The 18,580-nt window shown below is 38.2% G+C and carries 14 protein-coding genes, 15 tRNA genes, 2 rRNA genes and 1 pseudogene; 30 read left to right on the top strand and 2 right to left on the bottom strand.

All coding sequences use genetic code 11. The features are described 5' to 3' along the window. From BIV60_RS23130 to nfsA, 19 genes are all read left to right on the top strand, one after another. A 23S ribosomal RNA gene (locus tag BIV60_RS23130) occupies positions 1 to 85 on the top strand; the annotation flags it as partial. A 136-nt stretch (positions 86 to 221) separates the two neighbouring features. Beyond that, positions 222 to 337: ribosomal RNA gene (gene rrf / locus BIV60_RS23125) — 5S ribosomal RNA — on the top strand. A gap of 14 nt (positions 338 to 351) precedes the next feature. Beyond that, a tRNA-Asn gene (locus BIV60_RS23120) sits at positions 352 to 426 on the top strand. A gap of 7 nt (positions 427 to 433) precedes the next feature. Then, a tRNA-Ser gene (locus BIV60_RS23115) sits at positions 434 to 525 on the top strand. 18 nt (positions 526 to 543) lie between these two features. Further along, positions 544 to 618, top strand: a tRNA-Glu gene (locus tag BIV60_RS23110). A 37-nt stretch (positions 619 to 655) separates the two neighbouring features. Further along, positions 656 to 731: transfer RNA gene (locus BIV60_RS23105), tRNA-Val, on the top strand. 16 nt (positions 732 to 747) lie between these two features. Next, positions 748 to 821, top strand: a tRNA-Met gene (locus tag BIV60_RS23100). Positions 822 to 824: 3 nt separating this feature from the next. Further along, a tRNA-Asp gene (locus BIV60_RS23095) sits at positions 825 to 901 on the top strand. 7 nt (positions 902 to 908) lie between these two features. After that, positions 909 to 984, top strand: a tRNA-Phe gene (locus BIV60_RS23090). A gap of 81 nt (positions 985 to 1,065) precedes the next feature. Then, positions 1,066 to 1,150, top strand: a tRNA-Tyr gene (locus BIV60_RS23085). Positions 1,151 to 1,154: 4 nt separating this feature from the next. Further along, a tRNA-Trp gene (locus BIV60_RS23080) sits at positions 1,155 to 1,228 on the top strand. 15 nt (positions 1,229 to 1,243) lie between these two features. Further along, positions 1,244 to 1,319: transfer RNA gene (locus BIV60_RS23075), tRNA-His, on the top strand. 39 nt (positions 1,320 to 1,358) lie between these two features. After that, positions 1,359 to 1,433: transfer RNA gene (locus tag BIV60_RS23070), tRNA-Gln, on the top strand. 4 nt (positions 1,434 to 1,437) lie between these two features. Beyond that, positions 1,438 to 1,512, top strand: a tRNA-Gly gene (locus BIV60_RS23065). A gap of 9 nt (positions 1,513 to 1,521) precedes the next feature. After that, a tRNA-Cys gene (locus BIV60_RS23060) sits at positions 1,522 to 1,596 on the top strand. A gap of 13 nt (positions 1,597 to 1,609) precedes the next feature. Next, positions 1,610 to 1,698, top strand: a tRNA-Leu gene (locus BIV60_RS23055). Between the two features lie 19 nt (positions 1,699 to 1,717). Continuing rightward, positions 1,718 to 1,799: transfer RNA gene (locus BIV60_RS23050), tRNA-Leu, on the top strand. A gap of 216 nt (positions 1,800 to 2,015) precedes the next feature. Continuing rightward, the gene (locus tag BIV60_RS23045) at positions 2,016 to 2,477 is read left to right on the top strand and encodes a GNAT family N-acetyltransferase (RefSeq protein WP_071358063.1); all 462 of its coding nucleotides are present in this window, start codon (positions 2,016 to 2,018) and stop codon (positions 2,475 to 2,477) included. Positions 2,478 to 2,990: 513 nt separating this feature from the next. Next, the gene (nfsA, locus tag BIV60_RS23035) at positions 2,991 to 3,743 is read left to right on the top strand and encodes an oxygen-insensitive NADPH nitroreductase (RefSeq protein ID WP_071358061.1); all 753 of its coding nucleotides are present in this window, start codon (positions 2,991 to 2,993) and stop codon (positions 3,741 to 3,743) included. Positions 3,744 to 3,871: 128 nt separating this feature from the next. Here nfsA and pdxR read toward each other — a convergent pair whose 3' ends face one another. After that, a complete protein-coding gene (gene pdxR / locus BIV60_RS23030) occupies positions 3,872 to 5,272 on the bottom strand; it encodes a MocR-like pyridoxine biosynthesis transcription factor PdxR (RefSeq protein ID WP_071358060.1) in 1,401 nt (466 codons plus the stop codon). Between the two features lie 116 nt (positions 5,273 to 5,388). Here pdxR and BIV60_RS23025 point away from each other — a divergent pair, with 116 nt between their 5' ends. From BIV60_RS23025 to BIV60_RS22975, 11 genes are all read left to right on the top strand, one after another. Continuing rightward, positions 5,389 to 5,832 (top strand): GNAT family N-acetyltransferase, encoded by a 444-nt coding sequence (locus BIV60_RS23025; protein ID WP_071358059.1) that lies wholly within the window; start codon positions 5,389 to 5,391, stop codon positions 5,830 to 5,832. A gap of 435 nt (positions 5,833 to 6,267) precedes the next feature. After that, positions 6,268 to 7,536, top strand: a complete 1,269-nt coding sequence (locus tag BIV60_RS23020; RefSeq protein WP_071358058.1) for a mechanosensitive ion channel family protein — start codon at positions 6,268 to 6,270, stop codon at positions 7,534 to 7,536. Between the two features lie 342 nt (positions 7,537 to 7,878). Then, the gene (locus BIV60_RS23015; protein ID WP_071358057.1) at positions 7,879 to 9,942 is read left to right on the top strand and encodes a BglG family transcription antiterminator; all 2,064 of its coding nucleotides are present in this window, start codon (positions 7,879 to 7,881) and stop codon (positions 9,940 to 9,942) included. An 80-nt stretch (positions 9,943 to 10,022) separates the two neighbouring features. Further along, positions 10,023 to 10,289 carry a phosphocarrier protein HPr gene (locus tag BIV60_RS23010; RefSeq protein ID WP_071358056.1) on the top strand — a complete coding sequence of 89 codons (267 nt, stop codon included), beginning with the start codon at positions 10,023 to 10,025 and terminating at the stop codon, positions 10,287 to 10,289. Beyond that, entirely contained in the window at positions 10,286 to 12,019 is a 1,734-nt protein-coding gene (gene ptsP, locus BIV60_RS23005) for a phosphoenolpyruvate--protein phosphotransferase (protein WP_071358055.1), read from the top strand. Before BIV60_RS23010 ends, ptsP begins: the two co-directional genes overlap by 4 nt. Positions 12,020 to 12,204: 185 nt before the next feature. Then, positions 12,205 to 13,359 (top strand): ParM/StbA family protein, encoded by a 1,155-nt coding sequence (locus BIV60_RS23000; protein ID WP_071358054.1) that lies wholly within the window; start codon positions 12,205 to 12,207, stop codon positions 13,357 to 13,359. Between the two features lie 17 nt (positions 13,360 to 13,376). Beyond that, positions 13,377 to 14,090 (top strand): hypothetical protein, encoded by a 714-nt coding sequence (locus BIV60_RS22995; RefSeq protein WP_071358053.1) that lies wholly within the window; start codon positions 13,377 to 13,379, stop codon positions 14,088 to 14,090. Between the two features lie 156 nt (positions 14,091 to 14,246). Continuing rightward, the gene (locus tag BIV60_RS22990) at positions 14,247 to 14,885 is read left to right on the top strand and encodes a DnaD domain protein (protein WP_071358052.1); all 639 of its coding nucleotides are present in this window, start codon (positions 14,247 to 14,249) and stop codon (positions 14,883 to 14,885) included. Positions 14,886 to 15,018: 133 nt separating this feature from the next. After that, positions 15,019 to 15,453, top strand: a complete 435-nt coding sequence (locus tag BIV60_RS22985) for an SRPBCC domain-containing protein (RefSeq protein WP_071358051.1) — start codon at positions 15,019 to 15,021, stop codon at positions 15,451 to 15,453. 8 nt (positions 15,454 to 15,461) lie between these two features. Next, positions 15,462 to 15,785, top strand: coding sequence for an ArsR/SmtB family transcription factor (locus BIV60_RS22980; protein ID WP_071358065.1), 324 nt, complete (start codon positions 15,462 to 15,464; stop codon positions 15,783 to 15,785). Positions 15,786 to 15,985: 200 nt separating this feature from the next. Further along, complete coding sequence (locus tag BIV60_RS22975) at positions 15,986 to 17,194, top strand: SEC-C metal-binding domain-containing protein (RefSeq protein ID WP_256218519.1); 1,209 nt, start codon at positions 15,986 to 15,988, stop codon at positions 17,192 to 17,194. A gap of 72 nt (positions 17,195 to 17,266) precedes the next feature. On the opposite strand, the pseudogene BIV60_RS22970 reads toward BIV60_RS22975, so the two are convergent. After that, positions 17,267 to 18,466 (bottom strand): annotated as a pseudogene (locus BIV60_RS22970) (acetyl-CoA hydrolase/transferase family protein). Positions 18,467 to 18,580 lie beyond the last annotated feature (114 nt).

Here is an 18,580-nt window from a genome sequence, read left to right as displayed (position 1 = left end):
AAAGATGATCAGGTTGATAGGTCAGAGGTGGAAGCGTGGTGACATGTGGAGCTGACTGATACTAATCGATCGAGGACTTAACCAAGTCATATATACAAAGCGATCTCGTTTTTACGAAAACTTCTTCTGCATTATCTAGTTTTGAGGGAATGAATTTTTTTGAAATTCCCTCTTGAAAAAATAAAAAAAGACATTATAATAAAATAGTGTCTGATAAATAGTCCGGTAATAATGGCGAGAAGGTCACACCCGTTCCCATACCGAACACGGAAGTTAAGCTTCTCAGCGCCGATGGTAGTTGGGGCCTTGCCCCTGTGAGAGTAGGACATTGCCGGGCTGTTATAAAATTATTCCGCAGTAGCTCAGTGGTAGAGCTATCGGCTGTTAACCGATCGGTCGTAGGTTCGAGTCCTACCTGCGGAGCCATAAAAATGGAGAGCTGTCCGAGTGGCCGAAGGAGCACGATTGGAAATCGTGTAGGCGGGTAACCCTGTCTCAAGGGTTCAAATCCCTTGCTCTCCGCCATTATAACTTTACAAATATGGCCCCTTGGTCAAGCGGTTAAGACACCGCCCTTTCACGGCGGTAACACGGGTTCGAATCCCGTAGGGGTCACCAAATATTTATTTCTCTAATGAAAATAATTTTGATTAATGGAGGATTAGCTCAGCTGGGAGAGCATCTGCCTTACAAGCAGAGGGTCGGCGGTTCGATCCCGTCATCCTCCACCATAAAGTCTTTTATTATCGCGGGGTGGAGCAGTCTGGTAGCTCGTCGGGCTCATAACCCGAAGGTCGCAGGTTCAAATCCTGCCTCCGCAATTTGGTCTGGTAGTTCAGTTGGTTAGAATGCCTGCCTGTCACGCAGGAGGTCGCGGGTTCGAGTCCCGTCCAGACCGCCATATTTGTGGCTCAGTAGCTCAGTCGGTAGAGCAAAGGACTGAAAATCCTTGTGTCGGCGGTTCGATTCCGTCCTGAGCCACCATTTATTTTTTGAGCCGATGTAGCTCAATTGGTAGAGCAACTGTCGTCGGCATTACAAGCTGACAAAATTTCTTCCAACTGTGGAGGGGTAGCGAAGTGGCTAAACGCGGCGGACTGTAAATCCGCTCCCTCAGGGTTCGGCGGTTCGAATCCGTCCCCCTCCACCATTTTAGGGGTATAGTTTAAAGGTAGAACTAAGGTCTCCAAAACCTTCAGTGTGGGTTCGATTCCTACTACCCCTGCCAATTATTTTTATTATGGCGATTGTGGCGAAGTGGTTAACGCATCGGATTGTGGTTCCGACATTCGTGGGTTCGATTCCCATCAGTCGCCCCATTAAATTTTGTAGAATAAATATTGAATTTATTATACTATTGGGCTATAGCCAAGCGGTAAGGCATCGCACTTTGACTGCGACATGCGTTGGTTCAAATCCAGCTAGCCCAGCCAATTTGCGGAAGTAGTTCAGTGGTAGAACACCACCTTGCCAAGGTGGGGGTCGCGGGTTCGAATCCCGTCTTCCGCTCCAATTATATACGGCGGCATAGCCAAGTGGTAAGGCCAAGGTCTGCAAAACCTTTATCCACCGGTTCGAATCCGGTTGCCGCCTCCAATTTGTTAGACTCGCCGGGGTGGCGGAACTGGCAGACGCACAGGACTTAAAATCCTGCGGTAGGTGACTACCGTACCGGTTCGATTCCGGTCCTCGGCACCATTTTAAAAATTTTATACACGCCGGTGTGGCGGAATTGGCAGACGCGCACGACTCAAAATCGTGTTCCGTGAGGAGTGTCGGTTCGACCCCGACCACCGGTATACAGGCCTCGCTTGCCAATGCGAGGAAAAAAAACGTTTCTTACAAAGTGTAAGAAACGTTTTTTTATTTGCCTCCATTATGATTTATAGAAAATATCATGATCTTCTTATTTTTCCAATTCTTTATGGGGTCTTACTGCAGATCTTTATGATGAATCTAAACACTTTTTGCAGATGTTCATATAATGAAAAAAATCCTTTTAAGAGGTGGGGAAATTGGATTTTAAGATCGTTTCATCAAAATATGAAGAGGCAAATGAGTTGTTAAGGATTCAAATAGAAGCATTTCATTCAGATATAATCAAATATAAGGATTATCATTTAAGTCCCGCAACGGAATCATGGAATAACTTTGTTTTTAGAATGCTTACAACTTCGCATTTTTCCATTTATGTTGATGACAAACTAGCAGGGGGAATCTGCATAGTAAAGCGAGCTGACAACCATAATTATTTATATCGAATTTTCCTTGGTTCAGAGTATCAAAATAATGGACTGGGTTCAAAAGTATTACGCCAGTTAGAATATCGATACCCTGAAGTGAAAAAGTGGTCACTAGATACACCAAAGGACAATCAACGGAACCGTCATTTTTATGAAAAATTAGGTTATAAAAAAACAGGAGAACAAATTATTAATGAATACTTAACTCTTATAGATTATGAAAAAATTCTTTGAACATCTATTGATTCGAATGTTGTGATCAACCGGATTTCCTTAAGGATTCTGTTCGAACCCGGCCACAGGTAATTTTAAATTTAAAACGACTTAATTTATAAAACACTCACAAAACAGTTATATCATTGTTTGTGAGTGTTTTTATTTGGCTGTTTTCGTAAAGTTTGTTGTTAATGAACAATTGGTTGATTGGAACGTAGGGATGCTCGCTTTCCGCGGGGCGGGCGGTGAGCCTCCTCGTCGCTTTGCTCCTGTGGGGTCTCACCTGTCCCGCTGCTCCCGCAGGAGTTTCGCACCTTCCGTTCCAATCAACCTTCTTTACCAACAGTTTACCTTATCAAAACCTATTATAAAAACAACAATCCTTGAGAAAAGAGCCTTTTATTTTAAGTAAATGGTGCTTTATAGCAAGATGGAAAGTGTGTCTTAATATAAAAGGAAGAGCAGGAAAGGGAACTATTCATTTCCAATAAGTTATAATAAAGCTAAGAAAATGTTAAAGGATGATTTTAGATGAAAAATACGAATGCATTTTCAGAAACAATCAAAGTAATGCAAAACCATGTCTCTGTTCGCAAGTATTCGGCGGAACCTATTCCAAAAGATCACCTGGTGGAAATCCTTCAATCAGGACAAGGTGCGGCAACCTCTCATTTTGTCCAAGCTTATTCCATCATTCATGTCACAGACAAAGAAAAGAAGGATCAAATCGCTGATCTCTCCAAAAATCAGCATATAAGCCACGCTTCCGATTTCTTCTTATTCTGCGCTGACTTAAAACGCCTAGAAGTGGCTGGAAGGAAGCATGGGATCGCCATTGAACACGATAATTTGGAAAATTTTATGGTCGCGATCATTGATACCGCTCTTATTGCCCAGAATGTCATCACGGCTGCGGAATCATTAGGTTATGGAGGCTGCTATATCGGTGGTGTGCGGAATAATCCTGAACCTATTAGCAAGCTTGTTGGGCTTCCTGACAAAGTTTTTCCGCTATTTGGATTATGCTTAGGGGTTCCTGCTGAAAGGAACGAGGTAAAACCAAGACTGCCGCTAGACGCGATTGTCCACGAAAATCAATATAATGCGGAGAAATATGAAAGTTTGCTTGACGAGTATGATCAAACGATGAATACCTACTATCAGCAGCGCTCTACCAATAACAAACAAACCAACTGGACTGAATCTATGGCTCACTTTATGAAAAACAAGAGAAGAATTCATATGCGGGAATTTGTTGAAAGCAAAGGATTCCATTTAGAGTAGGAGATAATATCCGACGCCCATTCCAAAGGGCGTCGGATTTATTTATAAATGCTATTTATACAAAGGCATGTTCGGAAGGACAAGAAATGAGTAAATCTTGTTCGATCCGAAGCCTAAAATCCGATCCTCTAAAGCTCCCATGCCTCTTTTAATAACCGAATTCCTGTTTCAATTTCAGATTCGGATAATCCTCCAAAACCGAGTAGGACGCGAGAACCAAAGCTTCCTTTAGCATGATAATAATAGGTTGATAAGGGATATACTTTTACCCCAACCTTTAAGGCATTTCTGATTAACAGCTCTTCCCCCATCCCGTTTTTTACTTCCAAGACAATATGAAGCCCGGAATTTTCACCGATGACTAGCACGTTGTCCCGTAAATAATGTTTAATCGACTGCATTAAAACAGCATGCTTCTTGCGGTAAAGGGTTCTCATTTTATTTAAATGACTTTGCCAATACCCTTCACTCATAAAACGATAAAGGGTATCCTGATGCAGTCGGGAGGCGGTTTGCTTATATATGGTGTAGCGGTCGTGATACCTCTTTAGCAAAATCGGCGGTAAAACGAGATAGGTTATTCGGATAGACGGTATTAAAGACTTGGAAAAAGTCCCTAAATAGATTACCCGCCTTTTTTGATCCAACCCTTGCAACGAAGGAATCGGTTTTCCTTTATAGCGATATTCACCGTCATAATCATCTTCAATGATATAACCATTCTTTTCCTCCGCCCATTTTAACAATTCCATCCTTCGTGATATGGGCATTACCATCCCATAAGGAAATTGATGAGAGGGAGTCACATAAGCAACACTAGCATGACTGTTATTCAGTTCCTGTATATTTAGTCCATCTTCATCAAGCGGTATAAAAATCATGTTGGCTCCGAAATCTTGTAGAACTGTTTTCGTTCGATGAAATCCGGGATTCTCCAGTCCGTAAGTTTGGTTTTTTCCTAGTAACATACACAATAATCCGATTAAAAACTGGGTCCCAGCTCCAATGATAATTTGCTGGGCAGAACATTTTACCCCCCTGGAGGCAAATAAATACTTTGCAATTTCTTCACGGAGTAACAGTTCGCCTTGCGGATTTCCATTATAGAACAACTCTCCTTGATCCAAAGATTGGATCGTCATTTTCCGCCATGCGGCATTTGGAAAGTTTGCTAAATCCACTTGGCCTGAATTGAAATCAATTTTAGCACTTTCTTGTGGTATATGATCACTGATTACCTCTATTTTTTGAGGATAATCCTGGTTTGAGAATAGGTCATCTTCAAATGGAGTAACAAATAGCCCTTTTCGGGGTTTACTTTCTAAATATCCCTCAGCGCACAATTGATCATAGGCTGACTGAACGGTGTTAAGGCTTAAACCAAGATAATTCGATAAATTTCTTTTTGACGGTAATTTCTCTTTCGGTTTGATTCTTCCTGATGAGATTTCTTCTTTTATATAGTCGGCTAACTGTAAATACAACGGTTTATCTATTCGGTTATCCAAAACGGGTGTTATCTCAATCATGATTTTCCCTCCAGATTATTTCTGGTACCATTAACTTTGTTAAAACTGGCACTTTTGATTATACCAGATTGTGATTAAATATTGTTTAAAGGGATCCTTTAGAGAGTTGGGAGAAAATGACTAGCACAAAAATAAAGGTATTGAAAAATCCAAAGGAATGGAAAGAAGCTTTTCCAGTAATGAAACAGCTTCGGACGCATTTAGATGAAAATAGCTTTCTGCAATTGGTTCAGGAAGCAGTGGAAAAAGAAGGGTATCAATTAGCAGCCTTATATGAAAACGAAAAAATTGTGGCTGTAACAGGATTTATGCCCATGATTACGTTATATAATGGTCGGTCCATTTGGGTCTGCGATTTAGTGACAGATGTAGAAAATCGTTCGAAAGGCTATGGCAAAAAACTTTTAAATTTTGTACATCAATGGGCAAAAGAAAATGGCTTTAGGATTGTCTCACTTTCATCCGGCTTACAACGTGGAGAAGCACATCGTTTTTATGAAGACAAGATGGAATATGACAAGGTTAGCTATGTTTTTTTTAAAAGACTTGATATAAAGTAAGGCTTTGGAAATCAGCTTTTACCAGAATCTTTACCTGCGAAATTTATATTTTTATATAAAAAATGAAAGAAGAAAGCATATAAGGGTGAAACCTATTTTGGACCTATTTTTGGCGATGCAAGGAAGAAACATTTGCCTAAAATAATAGATACATTGCTAATATTATTAATTTTAGTATAAGTGGTAAAACTGATTTTGAGGAATAAATCATGTAAAGTGTTTAAAGCTTTTTATAGAAATACAATAGGATAAAAATGGGAACCATCTATTGGTGATGATTCCTATTTTAAATCCTGTTAATTTTACATATTTTACTTGGTTATGCTACTTTGTCTGAAGAAGAAATAAAAGTTGCCATTAAAAGGCTAGGGCGGGCTGGGTTGTAGGTAATAATCACAGCATAAGTGCTAAAATAGACTAAATGGAGGGAAAGATATGGATTTCATTCGTAAACAGCTTTTAGAATTTGATATAGCCCCTGCCTTAGCTAGGTATCTTTCTATTTTTATAATGTTTCTTATAATAGTGATTATCTGTATTACTGCGAATTTAATCACGAAAAAGGTAGTAATCAGGATCATCACTTATATCGTGACAAATAACAAATTACAATGGGATAATATGCTTTTGGAAAGGAAGGTTTTTCATAAGCTATCTCATATTATTCCTGCAATCATTATTTACCACAGCTCTTCAACCTTTCCAACCTATCAGTTTTTAATTAAAAAGAGTGCCATTGCCTATTTAATCATTGTGGGATTAATGGTGATAAATTCTTTATTAAATGCGATTAATGATATTTATCAATCCTTTGAAATATCTAAAGGTAAGCCGATTAAAGGATATATTCAGGTAGTAAAAATAATTGTCATAACACTTGGTGTCATCTTGGTTATCGCGAATATGATGGGGGAAAGCCCACTTATCCTTCTAAGTGGGATTGGTGCTCTCTCCGCTGTACTCTTGTTGGTTTTTAAAGATTCGTTATTAGGACTTGTTGCAGGGATTCAGTTGGCTGCAAATGATATGGTTCGGGTTGGTGACTGGATTCAAATGCCTAAGTATGGGGCAGATGGAGACATTCTAGATATTTCTTTAAATACAGTAAAGGTACAAAATTGGGATAAAACGATTACGATGATACCAAGCTATGCCCTTATATCCGATTCTTTTATAAATTGGAGAGGGATGCAAAACTCTGGAGGTCGACGGATTAAGCGTTCTTTATTTATCGATATAAATTGTATTTCATTTTGTACCGAGGCGATGGTGGAGAATTTTAAAAATATCCACTATCTTTCGGAATATATTATCAATAGGGAACGTGAAATTGTAGAATACAATACTAGGAATGGAATTAACAGGGGGAATCCAGTAAATGGAAGATCCCTAACGAATATTGGTGTATTTAGGGCGTACATCTATAATTACCTTCAAAATCATCCGAGAATTAATCAAGATATGAGCTTAATGGTTAGACCGTTATCACCCAGCGAATATGGGCTGCCAATCGAAATATATGCATTTGTAAATGATGTAAGATGGGAAGTGTACGAAACGGTTCAAGCAGATATCTTTGACCACCTTTTTGCGGTAGCACCAGAGTTTGGACTTCGATTATTTCAGAATCCATCAGGGAATGATTTAAAAACTATTGTGGATGAAACAAAAAGGAATAGAATGGTTAGGGAAAGGGATCATTAGTATCAAATCTTATATTCTCTAAACAAAATAAACCTGAAAAAAATTCTCCTTGTACATGCGAAAGCTGGGAAAAATTCAAAAAATGTTGAAGAAGACAAATCAAAAAAGCCGATTCCTTAAAATATTTTGGAAATCGGCTTTTTTGTTTGAAAACTTTATTGAAGAAAAATTTGTGCGCTTGTTACAGTTCATGTTATTTTTTGAATTGTCTATATTAAATTAATGAATTGACTCATTTGAAGTACAGCGCAATTTTGTAAGTATACACGCACATCATTTGTTCCCAATTGGTTAACAAAATGTAAGCGGTTGATATTATGATGTTAATAGGAGGATAAGCCAATGATGATTGATAAACGCCCTTTGCTTTTATTGGATTATCTTTTAAAAGTGAAGAGTATCAAGATGAATCAGATTATGGATGCAACTCAATTAACCAAACGTCAAATATCCTATGACTTGGATAAAGTGAATCAATGGTTAAAGGAGAGTGATCTTCCCACAATCCAATACAAAGGTACCCATTATATTGTGGTGCCTGATGCTGTGGTGGAGTATTTTCGCGATAATGAGTCAAATCGCCATAAACAGGATTTCGTTTTTACCGAAGAAGAACGCTTGGCAGTTATCTACCTTTATTTATTTAAGCGAAGTGATGCAATTTCATCCTTTCATCTTACTCAGCTTTTACAAGTTAGTAAGAACACGGTTATTTCCGATTTGAAAAAGGCAAATAAGATGAATCAGCCTTTCTTGGTGGAAATCCGGTATTCACGCAAATCTGGCTATCATCTGATCGGTACAGAGTTCGATAAAAGAGCTCTTGTTATGTACTACATATCCCGCCTGATCCAAGTCCCCTATTTTGAAAAGCTGTTGGATTATTTATTTAAGGGAGAAATTGGAAAAATTGATTATCGAGAAATCCTAAACATTCTTAAACAAATTGAAAAGCAGTTTTCACTTAATTTTGTAGAAGAGCGTTTACATCAATTAGCCAATTTTTTAATTTTTTATTATTACCGGCGGCAGGGAAAAAAGTTTGTCCAATTTCACTCAGATGAAATGGCTTTATTAAAAAAAGATCCGATGCATAAGGTGGCCTTAATGTTAAGCCAACTTCTCCAATTAGAGGATGAGGAGTCGGAGTTATGTTACTTAACGATCCAATTTCTTGGTTTGTCTTTTGGAAAATATTCTGCATCCAACAGTGAGCAGGATTTACTATTTAAACTTTGTCAACAGCTTGTCTTTGATTTTGAGACCAAGGCCTGCATTGTTTTTGAAAAAAAGGATGAAGTTGTCCATACGTTGTATCAGCATTTTAAGCCAGCCTATTTTCGTATGAAATATCGGATTCCGGTTGAAAATCCCCTTCTTAATCAAATTAAGAGTGAGCATAAAGAGCTATACATGATTGTGAAGGAAATACTCCATCCGATGGGAACATTGTTGAAAATCACTATCCCTGAGGAGGAAATAGGTTTTATCACAATCCACTTTGGAGCTATGTTAGAAAAACCAAAGCAGGCGATGCCGGAAAAGAAGAAAGCCATCGTGGTTTGTCCGAGCGGCATTAGTTCGTCATTAATGGTAAAGCACCAGCTGGAATCACTTTTCTCAGAGATTATGGTTGAAAAAACCTTATCATTACGGGAATTTCAGGAGGGTGAATTTGACCATTATGATCTAGTATTTTCGACAGTAAGGCTGGAGACGAATCTTCCATGTTTTTACGTGAAGCCAATTATGACACCAAATGAAAAGCATAATTTAGTCAACGAAGTTTATCATCTGCTTTTTGGTACTCAATATCACGATATTTCCCTCAAAGAACTGATTCAACTCATTGGGAAGTTCACTACTATTTACGATGAAGAAGGGTTAAAGCGGGAATTAGGTCACTTAACTTTTTATAAAAAAGTAAATGCATATAAGGGGAAACAGCCATTATTAGAAGATCTATTACAAGCAGAAACCATTCAGGTGATGGAAGAGGTTTTTGATTGGAAAGAGGCTATAAAAGCAGCTGCAAACCCCCTTCTGATGAACGGGACGATTGAAGCATCCTATATTGAGGCGATGATTGAAAATATAGAAACATTAGGTCCATATGTTGTCATTGGTCCGGAAGTAGCAATCCCGCATGCCCGTCCTGAACAGGGAGTTAATCGGATTGGAATGAGCCTTTTAAAGCTTAAAAAACCGGTTTACTTTTTAAACAACAAGGATTATCCTGTTCGATTGCTGTTTTGTATTGCGGCGACTGATAATACAACCCATCTTAAGGCACTTTCGCAGTTAACTGAATTGTTCAGCGAAAAAAACAACCTTGACAGTTTAAAGGAATTAGAGTCGATTGATGAAATCAGAGCATTCTTTAGTCAAAACTCCACAATTTACTGAACTGTCAATCCCGTGAAAGAAGCTATAAGATGGCATGGGGAAAATAATTCATAATCTAAAACTAAGAGGAGCTTGTTAATATGGTAAACAAAACATTCACTATTATTGATGAAACAGGAATCCATGCACGCCCAGCAACAATGCTAGTATCAGCAGCGAGCAAATTTAATGCTCAAATCACGTTAGAATACAACGGCAAATCAGTGAACTTACAATCCATTATGGGTGTTATGTCTTTAGGGATTCCAAAAGATGCAGTCATCAAAGTATCGGCTGAAGGCTCTGATGAAAAAGAAGCATTAAGTTTATTAGAAGACACACTAAAAAGTGCAGGGCTCGCAGTATGATTACGAAAGAAGTTTTAACAAAAGAGATTTCAGGAATTGCTGCATCAAGCGGGATTGCGATCGCAAAAGCCTTCCGCTTAGAAAATCCAGAGTTGAAAGTAGAAAAAAATGCGGTAACAAATGTTGATCACGAAGTAAAACGCTTTGAACAGGCGCTTGAATCATCTAAGGGAGAGCTTGTGAAAATCAAAGAGCATACCTTAAAGACATTGGGCGACGATAAGGCAGAAATTTTTGAAGCCCACTTGCTTGTTCTAAATGATCCTGAACTTATTAATCAAATCAATGATAAAATACAAACTGAACTTTTCAATGCAGAGTTTGCATTACAAGAAGTGGTAAACATGTTCGTATCTATGTTTGAAGCATTAGATAACGAATATATGAAAGAACGGGCTGCCGACATTCGCGATGTGGCCAAGCGGATATTGTCGCATCTATTAGGGGTGACAATCCCAAACCCAAGTTTGATTTCTGAAGAGGTTATTATTATTGCAGAGGATTTAACACCTTCTGATACTGCTCAATTAAACCGTCAGTTTGTTAAGGGGTTTACAACAAATATCGGCGGCCGCACCTCCCATTCAGCTATTATGGCTCGTTCCATGGAAATTCCAGCAGTAGTTGGAACAAAAACAGTCATGGATGACATTGAAAATGGTGATGTTGTTATTCTTGATGGTTTAGATGGGAAGGTAATTGTCAATCCAGCAGAAGAGGAAATCAAAAAATATAACGTGAAAAAAGCTGCTTACGAAGCGCAAAAGGCCGAGTGGGCCAAGCTGATCAATGAGCAGACCACAACAAAAGATGGGGAGCATGTTGAACTCGTTGCCAATATCGGTAAACCGGAGGATCTCAAGGGAGTGCTCGAAAATGGGGGCGAAGGTGTTGGCTTATACCGCACGGAGTTTTTATATATGGGGCGCACTCAGCTTCCAACAGAAGAGGAGCAATTCGCTGCATTTAAAACGGTATTAGTGGGTATGGACGGAAAGCCTGTCGTGATTCGCACTCTTGATATCGGCGGAGATAAGGAACTGCCGTATTTAGAACTGCCTAAGGAAATGAATCCTTTCCTGGGATTTCGGGCGATTCGTTTATGCTTAGAAATGCAGGATATGTTCCGGACCCAGCTTCGTGCCCTGCTTCGGGCAAGTGTTTATGGAAATATAAAAATTATGTTTCCGATGATTGCCACACTTGATGAGTTCCGGTCGGCAAAAGCACTTCTTGAAGAAGAAAAGCAAAAGCTATTGTCTGAAGGCCAACAGGTAGCAGAAAAAATCGAGCTGGGGATCATGGTGGAAATCCCATCTACTGCTGTTTTAGCTGATCAATTTGCTAAAGAAGTGGATTTTTTCAGCATAGGTACAAATGATTTAATCCAATATACAATGGCTGCAGATCGTATGAATCAGCGTGTTTCCTATCTATATCAGCCATACAGTCCGTCGATTTTAAGATTAGTTAAAATGGTTATTGATGCTGCGCATGCTGAAGGCAAATGGGCAGGTATGTGCGGTGAAATGGCAGGAGACGAAACAGCCATTCCACTTCTCTTAGGCCTTGGGCTTGATGAATTCTCAATGAGTTCAACATCCATCCTAAAAGCACGTTCCCAAATTCTTCGACTTTCTAAAACAGAAATGAAGGACTTAGCAGAAAAAGCCTTGCAAATGAAAACAACAAATGAAGTAATCGAAGCCGTAAAGGAATTCATTAAATAGGTACGTTTTGATATATTTGATAAAATAAAAAAGACATTGGTATTCAAACCAATGTCTTTTTTGGATTACATGATAATGTCGAATATTAAATTATCAAAATCTAAAAAATTATTAACATATTTAGACAAATAGAAGAGAAAAATATATACTTATTATCAGGAAAAAGCATGAAAAGAGGAGAAATAATGGATATAAAGCGTCAAAATGTCGATTTTGGTAATTCTATTTTTCAAACCCTTGTGGATGGTTATTATTTTGAGATTCCTACAAATGTAGTAGAACTAACGAAGGAAAAGGCAGACGGCCACTTTCCTTCTACTTTTAATGATCCCCAATTCCTGCTTCAAAATATGCTCATTTCAACTACGATTGACGGTGTAGAGAAATATTATCTGGTGGGCGATTCAGCCGAAAAACAGGCGTTAGGAAACATTCATATCAACAAGCTTCATGATAAAACGGAATCTGAGATTCCCTATGTGATGTTCCTAGCGTCAGTTGCCTATTACAATGTATTAAAAGGAAACGTCAAAGAAGATAACCGAGTGAACATTAATTATTTTTCAACCATGCTTCCAGTTTGGTTACTTAAGAAAACGAACAAGTTCAGTGATATGCAAAATAAAATGGCCAGCCGATTTAAAGGGGAGCACCAAGTAGCGATTTTAACCCCGGGATTTGAAAGAGTTGTAGCCATTCACGTCGAAACAAGCAAATGCCGGATTGAAAGCGAAGTGGCTCGCTGGGCAATTAAAAAAGATTTTGATTTGCAAGATCGTCAGGAAGCGAATTCATTTCAAAACTATGAAACCCTAATTGTCGACTTAGGGGGAGGGACCGTTGATCTTGCCTTGCTTCAAGCTGGACTTCAATCTCCTAAGAGCAGGGACTCATTGAACTGCTTCGCTGACATTTCTTACTTAAAACACATTGAAAAACTAAGAAGTGAAAAGCTACTCGAGAATTTTGATGATGTTCGTTCACTAGAAGAATTCATTATCAATAATATTGAAAAAACAAAAATGGAGCAACGGGATGGAAATAGCGGTAAAAAGGTTGATCTCACAGAATCAATCCATGAGTCATTAAGGGAATATACGCAAATTTTATTAACGAAAATTGAAAACACTTTCCCATCCCCTAAAGATAAAGTCTATAAATATGTTTATATAGGTGGAATAGCCGGGATCCTTAAACGATTCATCGAGGAATCGATTGATACAAGGTATGGTGTTGAAATTAGAGAGCAAAATCATTTATTCCTTCCGGATTCAAGAAAGTTAAATTTATATGGTCTAGAAATTTTAAGCAGGCATGAATCAAACAGTGTTTTCGCTTAATACGAGGAGGAAAATGGATGAACAACAAAGATCATCTTCTTGGTGAGTCTGCATTCGGATTACAAAATATGTATTCACATCTGGGTGCACAGATGTTTGCGCCATTTTACGCTCTATCAAACTTTTTTTTAACGGCTGCTAATCTCCAAACGGATGTGTTTAAATTAATGAATAGGGAATCAGAAAGTAAAAACGAAGGTGTTACGTTGATTTTAAATACTGCAAAAATCTCACCAAAGGCGTATTCATTGCTTGAGCAGAAAGTACAGGCAAATGAGCTGGAGGATTATATAACGAAGCTTGTTGAGCAAGATTTGGATAAATTGGTAAAAGAAGAGCCAGTATTCTTAATAGATACACTTCGTGAAGAGTTTTTAGGTAAGATCAACTTACTTAAACAAGAATTTGCATCCCGACTAGATGTTGTTCCCATTGGGATGGGGTCCCTCCAAGCAAACGAGTTACGGGATTTTGTAACGAAACTCGGTGAGCAAAAATTAGATAAGGATCAATTCCAAACCTTGTTAAAGTCCCTTCGCAGCGAGTTATTAAGTGAGATCAACTTACTTAAAAATGAAATTACTTTTCACCCTGTTGATCCTGCAAATCCAAATAATATAAAGCCTGCTATGAAACTTGCTAAAGAAGTGAACGATTTGAAGGAAGGGCAATTAATTGAAGGTGATCAAGTTACTGGGACGATTAAAGAAGTTATAGATATGGATTTTTAATATATGAAGTAGCAGAATGATTTTGTTACTTTGTTTTTCTTGTAATGTCGGTGCCTATTATAATATTTCTGCTTTTATGGTTTGATATATCTGTTTTTAAAGCTAAGTAAAACATTCACGAATGTTGTTTAATCAGCATTTTTGAGTGTTTTTTTTGTGGGCAGCCTATATGAATCTTTTGATAAACAAACAGAGTTGTTTTTCGACAGCAAAGATTTAGTTCAAGATGAAAATGATACATATATAACGGAATATACAGAATTGGACGATACGTTACCGCAACGTCATACGAAACGTGGGCAAAAAGAAAAACAAAAAGAAAAAGAAAAAGAAAAAGAAAAAGAAAAACAACAAGAAAAAGAAAAACAACAACAAGCTTTCTATCCCAATATAGAAATTCATCCAAACATAGAAGCTCTCTTACAGAGCAATCAAAAAACAGAAGATGTGAAAGAAATTGTTGAGTTTTGGGACTCTAATGGATTTGGCTTTACAAACGTAAATGCAAAACATCAGCTGTTATCTTGGTTAGATGATTCTAGCTTTTTACAGCCAAAAGAGATGATTTTAAAGGCTATGAATATTGCATGTGCCAATAACAAACGAAGGCTGAACTATATTGTTGGGATTCTCAAAAACTGGGAAAATGAATCATTACTGACCATAGGAGAAAATGATACGTATTATGAGAAACAAAAACCTGTACTTAAGTCTAAACCATTCACCGTATCGCCTTCTGCCGAAAGAGCGATTCCAAGTGAATTTACACTCGATCTAACGGCAAGTGAAGAGTGATAAACCTTGTTGAAATATTTAATCCCCCTATGTTTAATAGCAAAATATCGACAGTGGTGCAACCAGTTAGTTGCATGTAAAAATTAAATGTGCTACCATGTGGTTGCAGATTAAATTGAGGAGGAATTGTGAGATGGAAAATGATCGAATCGAAAAAGAGATATTCATTGCCGCCCCATTGGAAAAAGTTTGGTCGTTAGTTAGCGAGCCAGCCTGGTGGGTGGGCGATGCACCAGGTCCGAATCGTGTTCATGTTGATGGTAAACGTGTGGTCGCGGAGACTAGGTTCGGCAACTTCCCAGTGCTGATTGAACGAATGGATCACCCAAACTATTTAGCATGTCGATGGGCAAGCTCCTTTCCTGGTGAGGAGCCAAGAGAAGGTAATTCCACATTGGTTGAATTTACTTTGTCTGCTAAAGATGACGGAACTGTGCTACGTGTAGTTGAGAGTGGTTTTGCTAAATTAACTACAACAAATGATGAACGAATGAAGTTTTTTAGAGAAAATACTGAAGGATGGAAGCAGCAATTTGACTACTTACGCCAACGTGCTGAAAAGTCGTAGGTATGAATATGGAAAAGGAACACGACGAAAAAGTTTTGGCGGCACTCGCTGATCCCACTCGTCGCCAGTTGCTCGATATCCTCGCGGCTTACGGAGAAGCCTCTGCAACGACATTAGCTACTCAAGTAACGATATCCCGCCAAGCGGTAGTCAAACATTTGTCAGTTCTTGAGAAGGCTAGGCTAGTATCTTGTGATCGCGTAGGCCGTGAGATGCGTTATACGGTCTGCACGCAACAACTGGAATCGACTGCACAATGGATGGTGAACCTGGCAAATGATTGGGATAGGAAATTGAAGTCAATCAAGCACAAAGCAGAAATGGACGAATAATCGGGCTTAAAAATCTTCCCTGTATGAATGCAAACATAAACATATTGTCTTCAAATGACAATCAATTCTGCATCTCCGTAGGTAATTTAGACCGTATGAAAAAAGGAATGATGCTCCAGATCCCCGTTGAAGACATTATATTCTTCGTATATATTACAATTATGTATAGATGAAGCGAGTTATAGAAAGTAGGGAGTTTTTTGAGCAACAAAGTGATTGATAAAGAATTAGAAAAAGGCCTTCTTAATGCTTTGGCTGGATTGAATAAAATGAAAGAAGATCTGGAGGAAAAACAGGATCAAAAACACTGGGGCAAAATAAATGTTCCTCTAACTTTACAAGAACAACTAGGTAAATTGACGAAGGCCGAGTTAGATGACATTAGAAAAAGTTTAGATTTAAAAGGCGTCAGCAGTTTAAAAAAAGCCGAACTCATTTCAGTGTTACTAGAAATGATCCCTAAATCGCTCGAACAGATTTGCCTTCCATTTGATGCGGAACGTTTCAGATTACTAACAAAAATTGCGCATAATGGCGGGTATATGATTGCACCAATTCTGGAACCACATCAAGTCGAATATTTTCGTGATAGGGGTTTGATTTTTACAGGAACCTTTCAAGGAAAAAGAGTATTGGCTATACCAGCTGAACTAATCGATTCCATCCTAATGATTGCAGAGGATAAAAAATTAACAGCTATCATCAATCGTAATACTGAGTGGATCAAACTTACATACGGTCTTTGTTACTATTATGGAACATTAAGTACTGCACAACTATCAGATATGCTGGAAACCTATACGAAAGAACCGTTTCGTTTAGAGGAATATCTGGAAGTCATTTATGACGCCAATTCCTATCATAAAGAAATTACTATCGATAACGAGGGCTTCTCTAATCGAAGAGTGTTTGATCCAAAAAGAGTGAAACAGGAACATCGTTCGAGAGAAAGTCTGTCTTTTTATCCTTTTACTAAAAAACAACTGTTCAAAGCGGGGGAAGCCGGATTTGTTGAAAGGAATCAAATCTATTTAAAGTTTGTCGAGTTCCTTACGCAAAATTATGATATGGACCGCAAGACTGCTGATAGCTTTGTTGAAGAGTGTGTCTATGCGACTCGAATTGGTGAGGGTCCTAATCAGGTCATGCAATATTTAGGAAGTGTCCTTGAATTTGAAAGTTTGGAAATGATCCAAGCGGTAATGGATCAAGTGGTTTATTTGATGAATAACACAAAACAATGGTTTTTGAAAGGCTATACACCAATAGAGCTAAGGGAACAATCATTGCAACCAGAACTCGTAACGAGCCCAAAACATAGTGAAAGCAAAACAAACGAGAAAATAGGTAGAAATGATCCATGTCCATGCGGAAGCGGGAAAAAGTACAAAAAATGTTGTGGAAGATAGATTGACCTCATAAAAAAGTGCAATTCTATATGAAGAATTGCACTCTTTAGCGTCCATAGTCTCAGGATTTCATTATATTAGAAACCCCAATTTCTTGGCTTCAAATGTTAGTTCTTCTCTGAATTTCGGATGTGCGATTTCAATGAGTGATTTGGTTCTTTCAATGATGGATTTTCCTTTTAATTGGGTAATTCCATATTCAGTGACGACATAATCGACATCGTTTTTTGAAGTGGTTACAACCGATCCGGGAGCCAATGTCGGCCGGATTCTGGAAATGGTATCATTTTTGGCGGTTGATTATAGACAAATAAATCCTTTACCGTTTTTAGCGAATCGGACACCTGTTCCAAAGTCTGCTTGTCCGCCTGTTGAGCTATAGTATTTTCCAGCAACGGTTTCAGAGGCACATTGACCGTAGAAATCAACCTCAGTTGTTGCATTAATTGCAATCATATTATCTTCTTTGGCGATAATCCGTGGGTCATTAACTTTATCGACAGATATAATTTCAATATTCTGATTATTATCTATGAAATCATATAATTGTTTTGAGCCCAAGGCAAAGGTGGCGACAATTTTTTCTCGATACGTCTTTTTTTCTGTGCCTGTAATAACGCCCTGCTGAACTAAATCATAGATCCCATCAGTCAGCATTTCCGTATGGATGCCTAGGTTTCGGTGGTTCCGCAGCATGCCGACAACTGCATTTGGAATTCCCCCAATCCCCACTTGTAAGGTAGAACCATGGTCAATTCTTTCTGCAATATTTTCAGCAATTTTTTGATCAATATCTCTTATTGGTATTTCCGGCAGCTCATGTAATGGCTGATTGTGAAAAATTAAAGCTTCAACTTGTGAAATATGAATTTTGTTTTCACCATTTGTTCGTGGCACAAATTCATTTACTTGAATTACAAACGAGGCTTTACCAATAAAATGGGCAGTATAATCGGCTTCTGTCCCTAATGAAAAATAACCATCTTGGTCCATCGGTGAGGTTTGACAAACAATAACTGGATTTTCTGTAACACTTTCAAGTAATTGCGGCATTTGATGAAAATGATTCGGCATTAAATCGCATTTTCCATTTAAATATGCCTTTCTGGCAAATCCGTTCATAAAATAAGATACATAGCGGATATTTGGAAATTCCCCCTGGATATATTGCCGATTTTTCATTTCTAAAATCTGATGAATCCTTAAAGAGGTAAAGGCATTTGGATTTTCATCAATCGCAGATAAAATATAATCAGGTTCTCCATTGCCCATTGATACAATGACATCGTGATAGTTGGATAAAACTGAAAGTATTTCAGTATGAGTTTTTTCTTTTTCATTGACTATGTTCATAGGGTAACAATCCTTCTATTCAAGAAAATACTA

It is taken from the genome of Bacillus sp. MUM 116, from assembly GCF_001866655.1.
Taxonomy (GTDB): Bacteria; Bacillota; Bacilli; order Bacillales; family Cytobacillaceae; genus Neobacillus.
This window is presented reverse-complemented; position numbering and strand designations above follow the sequence as displayed.

Excerpts from the sequence above, each read along its gene's own strand:
- BIV60_RS23015 (WP_071358057.1), top strand. The coding sequence starts at position 7,879 with ATGATGATTGATAAACGCCCTTTGCTTTTATTGGATTATCTTTTAAAA.
- ptsP (WP_071358055.1), top strand. The coding sequence starts at position 10,286 with ATGATTACGAAAGAAGTTTTAACAAAAGAGATTTCAGGAATTGCTGCA.
- BIV60_RS22995 (WP_071358053.1), top strand. The coding sequence starts at position 13,377 with ATGAACAACAAAGATCATCTTCTTGGTGAGTCTGCATTCGGATTACAA.
- nfsA (WP_071358061.1), top strand. The coding sequence starts at position 2,991 with ATGAAAAATACGAATGCATTTTCAGAAACAATCAAAGTAATGCAAAAC.
- BIV60_RS22980 (WP_071358065.1), top strand. The coding sequence starts at position 15,462 with ATGGAAAAGGAACACGACGAAAAAGTTTTGGCGGCACTCGCTGATCCC.
- BIV60_RS23010 (WP_071358056.1), top strand. The coding sequence starts at position 10,023 with ATGGTAAACAAAACATTCACTATTATTGATGAAACAGGAATCCATGCA.
- BIV60_RS23020 (WP_071358058.1), top strand. The coding sequence starts at position 6,268 with ATGGATTTCATTCGTAAACAGCTTTTAGAATTTGATATAGCCCCTGCC.
- pdxR (WP_071358060.1), bottom strand. The coding sequence starts at position 5,272 with ATGATTGAGATAACACCCGTTTTGGATAACCGAATAGATAAACCGTTG.
- BIV60_RS22985 (WP_071358051.1), top strand. The coding sequence starts at position 15,019 with ATGGAAAATGATCGAATCGAAAAAGAGATATTCATTGCCGCCCCATTG.
- BIV60_RS23000 (WP_071358054.1), top strand. The coding sequence starts at position 12,205 with ATGGATATAAAGCGTCAAAATGTCGATTTTGGTAATTCTATTTTTCAA.
- BIV60_RS23025 (WP_071358059.1), top strand. The coding sequence starts at position 5,389 with ATGACTAGCACAAAAATAAAGGTATTGAAAAATCCAAAGGAATGGAAA.